Origin of the sequence: Thermus sp. LT1-2-5 (assembly GCF_040363165.1) — a bacterium.
Classification (GTDB): domain Bacteria; phylum Deinococcota; class Deinococci; order Deinococcales; family Thermaceae; genus Thermus.
Map to the genome: position 1 here is coordinate 1 of NZ_BSRG01000026.1, position 10347 is coordinate 10347.

Below are 10347 nucleotides of genomic sequence, written 5' to 3' on the forward strand. Positions count from 1 at the left end.
GTAGCCGCGTCCTTCATCGGCTCGGGTGCCAAGGCATCCACCGTGGGCCCTTAGCATCTTGACCCTCAAGACCACGCCTCAACGTGGCCTCACATTCCATTCCTCCACCCTAGCTTTCAAGATTCCCCGCCGCCCACCAGGCAGCGCAAAGAAAAGACTACCAGGACCCTGAGAACGTGTCAAGTACCCCCACGCTGAACTCTTATCACTTTTTCCACGCCCGTGCCGGCTGCTTGGAGGAGACCTTTGAGTATCTGCACCGCTAAGCTCTCACGTTTTGGAGCGCCGCTATCTGGCAGGGCTTAGTCCTTCCCCTTCCTGGGGGTTGCTCGGCTTAGGGGTGTATGCCCGGCAGACGAGGGTGGGAACAAATACGGGAAGGGTGCTCGAACCCAGGGGCACTTGCCTTCTTCTAAGGGGTGTTCCTGGCAGAGACAAACCAGAGGCGCCTATGGGGTTTGCCCATGTCTTCAGGCGGGGAAGCGCCCCGAGCACATGATCAGATTGGAAAAACCCAAAAGAAGTTCCCCCCTTGAAGGTGAGGGGGGAACTTTTACATATGGTGGGCGGCGTAGGACTTGAACCTACGACCTCTCGCGTGTGAGGCGAGCGCTCTTCCGCTGAGCTAGCCGCCCTCAGCCTTTTGAAGGGTAGCACGGGCCGGGGAAGCCTGTCAAGTAAAGGGCTTGACACACCCCTGACACGGGGGAGGCTAGACTGAAGGCGTGGCCACGGTGCTCCTGGTGGAGGACGAGCCGGCGGTGCGGCTTGGGGTCCGCCTCGCCTTGGAGCGGGCCGGGCACCGGGTCCTGGAAGCGGAAAGGGCCCAAGGTGCCTGGCCCCTCCTCAAGGAGGCGGAGGCGGTGATCCTGGACTGGATGCTCCCCGACGAGCCCGGGATCAAGCTTTTGGAAAGGATGCGGCAGGGCCCGTTCCCCGAGCTCCCCGTCCTCCTCCTCACCGCCCGCGCCGAGGTGCGGGACCGGGTGGAGGGCCTAAGCCGGGGGGCGGACGACTACCTGGTGAAACCCTTTGCCACGGAAGAGCTTTTGGCCCGCCTCGAGGCCCTTTTGCGCCGGGCGGGGAAGCGCAAGCTCCTGAAGCGGGGCCCCCTCCTCTTGGACCTAGAGCGCATGGAGGCGAGCCTGGAGGGCAGGCCTCTTCCCCTCACCCGGCGGGAGTTCGCCCTTTTAGCCTTCTTGGCACAACGCCCGGGCCGGGTCTACAGCCGGGAGGAGCTTTTGGAAGCGGTCTGGGGCGAGGATTACCTGGGTACCCCAAGGACCGTGGACCAGCACGTGCTGCAACTCCGGGAAAAGCTCGGGGAAGACCCCAAGACCCCCCGCTTCTTGGAAACGGTGCGGGGCCTGGGCTACCGCTTCCGGGAGGTGGGGTGAGGGAGCTGGCCACCGCCTGGGAAGAGGCCCTGGAGGGGCTTGTCCTGCACCGCAACCGGGAGGTGGTCTACCTGAACCCCAAGGCGGAAGAACTCCTAGAGGTGCGCCGGGAAAAGGTGGTGGGCCGCCCCCTCCTCTTGGCCCTGCGGGACCACCGCCTCGAGGCCCTGGCCCTCCACGGAGGGGAACGCACCTTGGAGGTGCGGGGCCGCCTCCTCCGGGCCAAGGCCCTTCCCGGAAGGCTCTACCTCCTGGACGAAACGGAGGTGAAGCGGCGGCTAGAGGCCCTGGAGGAGGCCACCCTCACCCTGGCCCACGAGCTCAGGACCCCCCTGGCGGGGATGGGCCCTCTCCTGGAGGCCCTGACGCCCAGGAGCCGGCAGGAGAGGGAGGTCCTGGACCTCCTCAAGGGGGAGGTGGCCCGCCTGAGCCGCCTGGCGCAGAGCCTCTCCTTCACCCGTCCTGGGCCCAGCCGCACCTTTCCCCTGGAGGAGCTCTGGCCCCGCCTGGAAAGGCTCCTCCACGACAGGCTTCAGGGAAGGCGGGTGGAGGTCTACCTCCCCCACACGGCCCACACCGACCCCGATGCCCTGTTCCAGGTCCTCCTAAACCTCCTGGACAACGCCCTCAAGTACGGCCAAGACCCCATCCGCCTCCTCTCGCGGGCGGAGGAGGGGCACCTCTACCTGGAGGTGCGGGACCATGGGTCCGCCCTGCCGGACTACGCAACCCTCTTCCTCCCCGGGCGCCGGGGGTTCCAGGGGGGCTTGGGGCAGGGGCTTGGCCTCTACCTGGTGCGCCGCCTGGCTCGAGGCCTGGGGGGGGAGGCTTACGCCAAGCGGGAAGGGGCAGAGAACGTTTTCGGCATCCGCCTTCCCCTAGACTGAAGCGAGGAGGAACCCATGCGGGAAGCCCTAGACCGAGCGCTCAACCAGCTTGTGGAGGAAACCCTAAGGATGCTCTCCCTGGTGCGGGAGATGACCCAAGAGGCCACGGAAGCCCTGGTCCAGCAGGATGTCGCCCGGGCCCAAGAGATCATCGCCAAGGACAAGGAGGTGGACGCCCTGGAGCTCAAGATCGAAAACCAGGCCATCGCCGTCATCGCCCGCCACCAGCCCGTGGCCACGGACCTCCGCCTCATCTTCACCATCATCAAGGCCCTCACCGATTTGGAGCGGGCGGGGGACTACGCCATGCACGTGGCGGAGGACGCCCTCCTCCTAAGCAAGGACCCCCCCCTCAAGCGCTACGTCACCCTGCCGGAGATGGGCCGGCGCCTTTTGGAGATGATGGACACCCTGAGCAAGAGCGTGGCCGAGCGGGACGCATCCTTGGCCCGCAAGGTCCTGGAACTGGACGACCAGGTGGACGGGCTCTACGAGGAGGTGACCCGGGAGCTCATCACCTACATGATGGAAGACCCAAGGACCATCACCAAGGCCCTCACCCTGATGCGGGTGGCCCGCAGCTACGAGCGGCTTGGGGACCACCTGGAAAACGTGGCGGAGCGGGTCATCTACTGGCTCACCGGGGAGGTCTACAAGGCCCCGGAGGACGTCTACTAGCATGGCCCGCGCCCAAGACCCCGAGGCGGTGTGGGCGGCCATATCCGGTTGGCCCGAGCCCGACCGCACCTTGCCCCTTCGCCTCCACGCCTTGGTGCAAAAGACGGCCCCCGCCCTCACCTTGCGCCTGTGGTACGGCATGCCCGCCTACGCCCTCAAGGGGAAGGTCCTCTGCTTCTTCCAGCCCGCCCACCGCTTTAAGACCCGCTACGCCACCTTGGGCTTCACCGACCAGGCCCGGTTGGACCAGGGAAGGATGTGGCCCGTGGCCTTCGCCCTAAAGGACCTGGGCCTCGAGGAGGAGGCCCAGATCCAAGCCCTGTTGCAACGGGCCGTGGGCTAGTCCGCCTCCACCTCTTCCGCCGCCTGGCGGCGGCCTGCCTTCCACTCCAGCCCCGCCCAGATGAAGTCCATCAGGTCCCCGTCCAGGACGTTTTGCGGGTCAAAGCGCATGAGCCCCGTGCGGTGGTCCTTCACGTACTGCTTGTCCAGGACGTAGCTTCGGATCTGGCTTCCCCACTCGATGGGCCGTACCTCGCCCTTGAGCTTCCTTAGCTCCTCCTGCTTCTTCTTCCACTCCAGTTCAAAAAGCCGGGAGCGGAGGACCTTGAGGGCCAGCTCCTTGTTCTTGATCTGGCTCCGGGTGGTCTGGCAGGTGACGGTGATCCCCGTGGGCAGGTGGACGATGCGCACCGCGGAGTCCGTGGTGTTCACACCCTGCCCCCCGTGGCCTTGGGAGCGGAAGACGTCGATGCGCAAATCCTCGGGGCGGATCACCACCTCCACGCTCTCGTCCACCTCCGGCATCACCTCCACCCCGGCGAAGGAGGTGTGGCGGCGGCCCGAGGCGTCAAAGGGGGAAGGCCGCACCAGGCGGTGCACCCCCGCCTCGGGGGAAAGGAGGCCGTAGGCGTTTTCCCCCTTCACCAGGATCTGGGCGTAGTCAATCCCCGCCTCTGCCCCGGGGACGAGGTCCACCACCTCCACCTGGTAGCCCTGGCGCTCGGCGAAGCGGGTGTACATGCGCAGGAGCATCTCCGCCCAGTCACAGGCCTCCGTGCCCCCCGCTCCGGGTTGGATGGTGAGGATGGCGTTTTTCTCGGCGTGGGGGAAGCTTAAGAGGGTTTCGTGGTAGAGGTCGTCCAACTTCCTGGCCGCCTCCTCCAGCTCGGGCCTCAAGGCCTCCCGCTCCTCGGCGGGAAGCTCCTCCCAAAGCTCGAGGAGGCCCTGGAGGTCGCCCTCCAGGGAGCGGAAGGTATCCACCACCCGCTTGTGGCGGGCCGCCTCCTGGCTCACGCGCCGGGCTTCTTCCGGGTTTTGCCAGAGGGTGGGGTCCTCGAGGCGGCGGTTTAGCTCTTGTAGTCGGGCTTCCTTTCCGGGGATGTCAAAGATACCCCCGGAGGCTCTCTAGGCGTTTGGCGAGAAGGTCCAGGTCCATACTGCCTTCAGTATACCGCAAAACCCCGACTTGATAACGTCACGCGCAATATTTATTATATCGTTTAGAGGTGAAGGTATGGACCTCAAGGACCTGGCCCAAGCCCTTCGTCAAGGCCACCCTCAGGGGCTTCCCGGGGAACAGGACGCCTTGGTGACCCTTCTGGTGCAGCGGGGTTACCCCCACGCCGAGGCGGTGCGCCTGGCCAAGGCCCTCGAGGCTCAGGGCTACGCCCATTTCCTCCCCGGGGCCCAAAGCCGCTGGTTCTTCACGGAAAAGCCGGTAGACCTCCAGGCCCTGATGCGGGCCTTGGACCAGGAGTACCGGGAGTTCGTGGGCGAGGGGGACGAGGAGGAAGAAGCCCTCACCTTCCTCACCGGCAGGCTGGGAGGGGACCGCGCAGTAGCCCGAGAGGTGCTAGAAGCCCTCCGCTTTGCGGGCTACGTGGAAACCATCTATAGTCCCGAGCTGGAACGTAATCGGCTTTTCTTCCGCTTCCCTGAGGCTTTGGGACACCTAGGCTAGTCCGCCGCCTGGACCAAGGCCACCTCCGCCATCCCCACCCGGGCTCCTAGGGCCTTCAGGCGCTCCTCCAGGTCCTCGTACCCCCGTTCCAGGAAGTAGACCCCTTCGATCTCGGAAACCCCCTCGGCACTCAAGGCCGCCACCACCAAGGCCCCGCCGGCACGGATGTCCAGGGCCTTCACCTGGGCTCCGTGGAGGCGCCGGCCCTGGAGCAAAAGCGTCCGGTCCCGCAGGTAAAGCTCCGCCCCCATGCGGGCCAGCTCCCCCACGTGGGTGAAACGATCGGGGTAGACCCGGTCGCTTACGGCGCTTTGCCCGGGCACCGTGGCCAAGTAGGCGGTCACGATGGGCTGGAGGTCCGTGGGGAAGCCAGGGTACTCCCGGGCCTCCACCAAAAGGGGTAGGGGGTCCTTAGTGGCGGTGAAGCGGATCCAGTCAGGCCCCACCTCCAAGCGGTGGCCTGCTTGGCGAAGTTTGTCCAAAAGGGCGTCCAGGTGGTCGGGGCGCACCTCGCGCAGGGTGAGGGTCCCCCGGGTGGCCGCCGCTGCCAGGAGGTAGGTGCCCGCCTCAATGCGGTCGGGGATGATCCGGTACGTCCCCCCGCCCAGGCGCTTGGCCCCCCGGACGTGGAGGATGGCGCTTCCCAAGCCCTCCACCTCCACCCCCAGCATGCGAAGAAAGCGCCCTAAGTCCACGATCTCCGGCTCCATGGCCGCCTGGACCAAGGTGGCCTCCCCTCCCAGGGCCACGGCCAGCATGGCCTGCTCCGTTCCCCCCACCGTGGGCAGGTCAAAGACCACCCGTCCGGAAAGGGGGCGGACGCGGCGGGCGTAGAAGGTCCCTTCCTCCTCTACCACCTCGGCTCCCAGGGCCCGGAGGGCCTTCACGTGCTGGTCCACGGGCCGGGCGCCGAAGGCGCACCCCCCGGGCAAGGAGATGCGTCCTTCCCCCACCCGGGCCAAGAGGGCGCCCCAGACGATAAAGCTGGCCCGCATCTGCCCCACCAGCTCGTAGGGGGCGTGGGTGTTTTGGATTTCGGGGGTGTGGAGGTGGAGGGTGCGCCCCTCCCACTGGTAGCGGGTGCCCAGGTGGGCCAAGAGCTCCAGCATCACCTCCACGTCCCGAAGCCGTGGCACCTCCACCAGGGTGATGGGTTCCGGGGTGAGGAGGCTTGCCGCCAGGATGGGTAAGGCGGCGTTCTTAGCGGGGTAGACTCGGAGCTCGCCGGACAGGGGAGAGCCCCCTTCAATCCGCAGAATTCTGCTCCGCCCCGTATCCGTGAGCATCATACTCACCTTACTCACAATGAGGATATACAGGAAGGCGTGTATTGTCAAGGTCATGCGGTTTTTGCTACACTACCCGCCAAGGAGCGGTATGCCCAAGAAGGAAAAAAAGCGGCTGCAGGTGGTCATCTCCGAGGAGCAAGACGCCCTTCTGACCCGGGCGGCTTACGCTCTTTCCAGCCCCGAGCGGCTGGTGTCTAAGTCGGAGGTGGTGCGCCTGGCCATCGCCAAAATCGTCCAGGAGCTGGAAGAGAGCAAGGAAGAGTTGGCCGAGCTCTTGAAGCGCTTGGAGCCCGAGGAAGAAACCCCCTAAAATGACCCGGATGCTTCTGGCCGGGCGGTACCGCCTCGAGGCCCCCCTGGGCTCCGGGGGCATGGCCGAGGTCTGGCAAGGGGTGGACGAGCGCCTGGGGCGGAAGGTGGCGGTGAAGCTCCTCCACCCCCGGGCCCTGCCCCCCGAACGGGAGCGGTTTCTTCTGGAGGTCCGGGCCCTTTCCCGCCTCTTTCACCCCGGCATCGTCCAGGTCCTGGACCTGGGGGAGGAGGAGGGGCGGCCCTATTTCGTCATGGAGCTGGTGGAAGGAGGCACCTTTGACCGCCTGGGCCCGTTTGAGGAGGGCCCAGAAGGGGAAAGGATCCTCCTGGCCGCAGCCCAGGTCATGGAGGCCTTGGCCCACCTCCACGCCCAGGGCATCCTCCACCGGGACCTCACCCCCAAGAACATCCTCCTCACCAAGGAGGGCCACCCCAAGGTGATGGACTTCGGCCTGGCCTACCTCCTCCAGGAAAGCCGCCACCTCACCCGCACCGGCTACACCCTGGGCACCCCCACCTACATGGCCCCGGAGCAGGCCAAGGGCCTCCCCCTCACCCCCAAGGCCGACCTCTACAGCCTGGGAGCGGTCCTCTACCGTACCCTCACCGGCCGCCCCCCCTTCGAGGGGGAAAACGACCAAGCGGTCCTCTACCAACACGTGTACGAGGAGCCCAAGCCCCCAGAAGCCCTCAACCCCGCCATCCCCAAGGGGGTAGGGCAAGCGGTGCTCGGGCTATTGGCCAAGCACCCCGAGGAGCGCCCGGCACACCCGGACCTCTTCTATAGCGCCCTGAGGGAGTTCCAGGCCCTGCGCCTTGCCACCCCTCGAGCGGGGGCGGGCCGCTCCGGCCACTACCCCTTGGCCCCAGACCCCAGACGGCTTGCCCTCAAAGGCAAGCTGGACCTGGGAGGGGAAGCGGCCTGGCCCGGGGAGATGGTCTACGCCGGGGGGCGGGTGTACCTCGGGGTGGGGCGGGGTTGGGTGGAGGTGGACCTCCTGAGCGGGGAGGTGCGCCGGGAGAGCCTGCCCGAGGAGGCCACCGCCCCCCCGGTGGTGCGGGGCGGGGTGTACGTGGGAAGCTTTGACGGCAAGGTGCGGCGTTTCCGCGGCCGCCACCTGGAGTGGAGCGTGGAAACCGGGGCGGAGGTTACCGCCGCTCCCTTGGTCCTAGGGGAGCGGGTCTACGTGGCGAGCCGCGACGGCACCCTGTACGCCTTCCACAAGGACGCCCCCCTCTTCCGCTTCCGGGCGGGGGGGCATCTGTCCGCCAGCCCCACCTTTTACCGGGGGCTCCTTTTCGTGGGTTCGGAGGATGGGTGGCTCTATGCCCTGGACCCAGAAACGGGGGGCCTTCGCTACAAGGTGCGCGCCGGCCCCATTCACGCTCCCGTGGCCGCAGGGCGGGGGCTTCTATTCATCCCCACCTGGGAGGGGGAGGTCTACGCCTTCGATCCCTTGAGCCGGGAAACCCTTTGGAACGCTGCGGTGGAGGGGGAGATCTGGGGCGGGCTCGCCCTGGACGGGGAGCGGGTCTATGTGGCCGCCTGGGACGGGATTCTCCGGGCCCTGGACGCCGCCACGGGGGAGGAGGTGTGGAGCCTCGAGGTGGGCAAGGTGACCGCAGGGCTTGCTTACGCCTCGGGGCACGTCTTTGCGGCCACGGAGGAGGGGCGCTTTCTGGCCGTGGACCGTCGGGGCCAGGTGGTCTTTGAGGCCACGGGCCTGGGGGCGGTGCAGGTGCCCCCCTTACCCCTGCCCGGGGAGGTGTTGGTGGCGAGCCTTTCGGGCAAACTCTACCGCTTCGCCGTAGGATAGGGGCATGGAAGCCGTCCAGACCGAAAAGGCCCCCCAGGCCATCGGCCCCTATAGCCAGGCGGTGCGGGCCCAAGGCTTTGTCTTCGTTTCCGGCCAGATCCCCCTGACCCCGGAGGGCGCCTTGGTGGAAGGGGATATCCGGGCCCAGACGGAACGGGTTTTGGAGAACCTCAAGGCCCTCCTCGAGGCCGCGGGCTCCGGGCTCGACCGGGTGGTACAGACCACCTGCTTCCTAGCAGACATGGAGGACTTCCCCGCCTTCAACGAGGTTTACGCCCGTTACTTCTCCCCTCCTTACCCCGCCCGGGCCACGGTGGCGGTCAAGGCCCTGCCCCGGGGGGTGCGGGTGGAGGTGGCCTGCGTGGCCCTGGCGGAATGATGCGCCCCTGCAAAAAAGCGTAGAATGACGCCATGGCGCAGGAAGCCCACCTGGAAGAGCTAGAACGCCGCTTTCGCGCTGGGGAGGTGCGGGCCTTGGCCCGGGCCCTCACCTTGGTGGAGGCCGGCCACCCCCTGGGTCAGGCCCTTCTAAAGCGGGTGCGGGGCCAAGGCAGGGCCAAGGTGGTGGGCGTCACGGGTAGCCCGGGGGCGGGCAAGAGCACCCTTACCGACCGCCTCATCCTCGAGGCCCGCAAGCGGGGGGAGCGGGTGGGGGTGCTGGCGGTGGACCCCAGTAGCCCCTTCACCGGGGGAGCCATCCTGGGGGACCGGATCCGCATGATGCGCCATCACCAAGACCCCGGGGTCTACATCCGCTCCCTGGCCTCCCGGGGAGCCCTAGGGGGGCTTGCCGGGGCCACGGTGGCCGCCTTAGCCCTTTTGGAAGCCTTCGGCTTTGACCGCATCTTCGTGGAAACCGTAGGGGTAGGGCAGAGCGAGGTGGACATCGCCCGGGTGGCGGACACCACCCTCCTCGTCCTCACCCCCGCGGCGGGGGATGCGGTCCAAGCCTTCAAGGCGGGGGTCATGGAAATCGCCGACCTCTTCGCCGTGAACAAGTTTGACCTGCCGGGAGGAGAACGCCTCATCCAAGAGCTCAAAAGCGCCCTGGAGCTCTCCCCCCCGAGGCCCGGGGGCTGGCGCCCCCCCATCTACCCCACGGTGGCGGCCACGGGGGAAGGGGTGGAGGCGCTCTTTGAGGGGCTGGAAGCCCACCACCGTCATCTCGAGGTCCACGGCCTCCTGGAGGGCCACCGCCTGGAACGGGCCCGGTTTGAGGTGGAAAGCGTCATCCAGGAATGGGGTCGCCGCCGCACCCAACAGGCCGGGGAACTGGTCCGGCGCGTGGCCCAAGGCGAACTCTCTCCAGAGGAAGCCGCCTTCTCCCTGCTCAACCCCAGCACCCAGCCCGCTTAACCCCGCTTGTAGCGCAAAAGGGCCTTACGCAGCATCTCCCGCTCGTTGGGATAGGAAAGCCGATTTAGAGCCTCGGCCACCGGCAAGAAGTAGGCGGCCTCCACCTCCGAGAGCTGGGGCCTGGGCTCCCCGCCCCGGTAGGCCATAAGGAAGTAATGCACCTCCTTGCTTACCGTAACCGGGACCTCCCCGTCCTTTATGGTGAAGTAATAGCGCACCTTGCCCAAGGGGGAAAGCACCGCCGCCTCCACCCCCGTTTCCTCCCGCACCTCCCGCACCGCGGTCTCGGGGTAGCGTTCCCCCGGCTCCACCTGGCCCTTGGGTAAGGTCACCACCTTTCCCCCTTTGAGGGAAACCACCAGGACCTCGGGTGGGTTTCCCCGGAGGACCACCCCCCCAGCGGAAACCACCCGCTTCCTGGCTGCTCGCACCTGCCGCTTCCTGCGCAAGACCCCGCTCCTTGCCAACAAAAAAGGGCGCCCGAAGGCGCCCCAAGGATCCCAAAGGGGAGAGCAGAGGCGTTAAGCTCCTTAGAAAGGAGGTGATCCAGCCGCACCTTCCGGTACAGCTACCTTGTTACGACTTCGCCCCAGTCACGAGCCCTACCCTCGGCGCCTGCCCTAAGGCTCCCGGCGACTTCGGGTAGAA

Annotated in this window: 12 protein-coding genes, 1 tRNA gene and 1 rRNA gene; 9 read left to right on the top strand and 5 right to left on the bottom strand. The window is 66.9% G+C overall.

Annotated features, from left to right (window positions below; all coding sequences use genetic code 11):
• Positions 1-560: 560 nt before the first annotated feature.
• A tRNA-Val gene (locus tag ABXG85_RS12715) sits at positions 561-635 on the bottom strand.
• Between the two features lie 90 nt (positions 636-725).
• On the opposite strand from ABXG85_RS12715, the gene ABXG85_RS12720 reads away from it, so the two are divergent.
• The 4 genes from ABXG85_RS12720 to ABXG85_RS12735 are packed head-to-tail and all read left to right on the top strand — an operon-like array spanning position 726 to position 3305.
• A complete protein-coding gene (locus ABXG85_RS12720; RefSeq protein ID WP_353513977.1) occupies positions 726-1397 on the top strand; it encodes a response regulator transcription factor in 672 nt (223 codons plus the stop codon).
• A complete protein-coding gene (locus ABXG85_RS12725) occupies positions 1394-2284 on the top strand; it encodes an ATP-binding protein (protein WP_353513978.1) in 891 nt (296 codons plus the stop codon). The genes ABXG85_RS12720 and ABXG85_RS12725 overlap by 4 nt, the downstream gene beginning before the upstream one ends.
• A gap of 15 nt (positions 2285-2299) precedes the next feature.
• Positions 2300-2962 carry a phosphate signaling complex protein PhoU gene (gene phoU, locus ABXG85_RS12730; RefSeq protein WP_353513979.1) on the top strand — a complete coding sequence of 221 codons (663 nt, stop codon included), beginning with the start codon at positions 2300-2302 and terminating at the stop codon, positions 2960-2962.
• Between the two features lies 1 nt (position 2963).
• Complete coding sequence (locus ABXG85_RS12735; protein ID WP_353513980.1) at positions 2964-3305, top strand: iron chaperone; 342 nt, start codon at positions 2964-2966, stop codon at positions 3303-3305.
• Here the strand turns inward: ABXG85_RS12735 and prfB are convergent.
• Positions 3302-4400 (bottom strand): peptide chain release factor 2 gene (gene prfB, locus ABXG85_RS12740; RefSeq protein WP_353513981.1). Its coding sequence is split into 2 segments (ribosomal slippage): positions 3302-4348 and positions 4350-4400, totalling 1098 coding nucleotides; the frame shifts between segments, so codons are not numbered across the junction. The genes ABXG85_RS12735 and prfB overlap by 4 nt on opposite strands.
• Positions 4401-4478: 78 nt before the next feature.
• Here prfB and ABXG85_RS12745 point away from each other — a divergent pair.
• Positions 4479-4925, top strand: a complete 447-nt coding sequence (locus tag ABXG85_RS12745; RefSeq protein ID WP_353513982.1) for a hypothetical protein — start codon at positions 4479-4481, stop codon at positions 4923-4925.
• On the opposite strand, the gene murA is transcribed toward ABXG85_RS12745, so the two are convergent.
• Complete coding sequence (gene murA, locus ABXG85_RS12750; protein ID WP_353513988.1) at positions 4922-6214, bottom strand: UDP-N-acetylglucosamine 1-carboxyvinyltransferase; 1293 nt, start codon at positions 6212-6214, stop codon at positions 4922-4924. The genes ABXG85_RS12745 and murA overlap by 4 nt on opposite strands.
• An 88-nt stretch (positions 6215-6302) precedes the next feature.
• Between murA and ABXG85_RS12755 the strand changes: the two genes are divergently transcribed.
• Genes ABXG85_RS12755 through meaB form a run of 4 tightly spaced genes read left to right on the top strand, consistent with a single transcriptional unit; the run spans position 6303 to position 9699 of the window.
• Positions 6303-6524 (top strand): transcriptional regulator, encoded by a 222-nt coding sequence (locus tag ABXG85_RS12755; RefSeq protein ID WP_353513983.1) that lies wholly within the window; start codon positions 6303-6305, stop codon positions 6522-6524.
• 1 nt (position 6525) lies between these two features.
• The gene (locus tag ABXG85_RS12760; protein ID WP_353513984.1) at positions 6526-8343 is read left to right on the top strand and encodes a protein kinase domain-containing protein; all 1818 of its coding nucleotides are present in this window, start codon (positions 6526-6528) and stop codon (positions 8341-8343) included.
• Positions 8344-8347: 4 nt separating this feature from the next.
• Complete coding sequence (locus ABXG85_RS12765; RefSeq protein WP_353513985.1) at positions 8348-8722, top strand: RidA family protein; 375 nt, start codon at positions 8348-8350, stop codon at positions 8720-8722.
• Positions 8723-8754: 32 nt separating this feature from the next.
• Positions 8755-9699, top strand: coding sequence for a methylmalonyl Co-A mutase-associated GTPase MeaB (gene meaB, locus ABXG85_RS12770; RefSeq protein WP_353513986.1), 945 nt, complete (start codon positions 8755-8757; stop codon positions 9697-9699).
• Here the strand turns inward: meaB and ABXG85_RS12775 are convergent.
• Together ABXG85_RS12775 and ABXG85_RS12780 are read right to left on the bottom strand one after the other, a co-directional pair.
• Complete coding sequence (locus tag ABXG85_RS12775) at positions 9696-10148, bottom strand: NUDIX hydrolase (protein ID WP_353513987.1); 453 nt, start codon at positions 10146-10148, stop codon at positions 9696-9698. The two genes, meaB and ABXG85_RS12775, sit on opposite strands and share 4 nt — an antisense overlap.
• Before the next feature lie 85 nt (positions 10149-10233).
• A 16S ribosomal RNA gene (locus tag ABXG85_RS12780) occupies positions 10234-10347 on the bottom strand; the annotation flags it as partial.

Coding starts and splice junctions, on each gene's coding strand:
- meaB (WP_353513986.1), top strand. CDS start 8,755: ATGGCGCAGGAAGCCCACCTGGAAGAGCTAGAACGCCGCTTTCGCGCT.
- ABXG85_RS12760 (WP_353513984.1), top strand. CDS start 6,526: ATGACCCGGATGCTTCTGGCCGGGCGGTACCGCCTCGAGGCCCCCCTG.
- murA (WP_353513988.1), bottom strand. CDS start 6,214: ATGATGCTCACGGATACGGGGCGGAGCAGAATTCTGCGGATTGAAGGG.
- ABXG85_RS12745 (WP_353513982.1), top strand. CDS start 4,479: ATGGACCTCAAGGACCTGGCCCAAGCCCTTCGTCAAGGCCACCCTCAG.
- phoU (WP_353513979.1), top strand. CDS start 2,300: ATGCGGGAAGCCCTAGACCGAGCGCTCAACCAGCTTGTGGAGGAAACC.
- ABXG85_RS12765 (WP_353513985.1), top strand. CDS start 8,348: ATGGAAGCCGTCCAGACCGAAAAGGCCCCCCAGGCCATCGGCCCCTAT.
- ABXG85_RS12755 (WP_353513983.1), top strand. CDS start 6,303: ATGCCCAAGAAGGAAAAAAAGCGGCTGCAGGTGGTCATCTCCGAGGAG.
- ABXG85_RS12735 (WP_353513980.1), top strand. CDS start 2,964: ATGGCCCGCGCCCAAGACCCCGAGGCGGTGTGGGCGGCCATATCCGGT.